The organism is Exiguobacterium sp. s128, assembly GCF_018618815.1.
GTDB lineage: Bacteria > Bacillota > Bacilli > Exiguobacteriales > Exiguobacteriaceae > Exiguobacterium_A > Exiguobacterium_A antarcticum.
Window position 1 is genome coordinate 1 of record NZ_JACSMT010000121.1, and the last position, 220, is coordinate 220.

Here is a 220-nt window from a genome sequence, read left to right on the forward strand (position 1 = left end):
CAAATTCAATTCGCTAAGAGACCACGAGGTCTATGAACGAGTTATGAATTACTTAAATTACTATAACGAAGAACGAATCCAAGAAAAATCAGGCTACCTGACACCTAAAAAATACGGTGTACTGGCAGCCTAATGGGCTAACCTAAAATTTTGAGACAATATAAAACACCTTCGGAGTGGTACACTTTTAAAAAGTACTAACATCGGAGGTGTTTTTGCA

General features: G+C 36.8%; 1 protein-coding gene. It reads left to right on the plus strand.

Going from position 1 to position 220, the window contains the following annotated elements:
• Positions 1–133, plus strand: a 133-nt coding sequence (locus KNQ13_RS15890; RefSeq protein WP_214773302.1) for an IS3 family transposase, incomplete at its 5' end; no start/stop codon positions are given.
• Between the last annotated feature and the right edge of the window lie 87 nt (positions 134–220).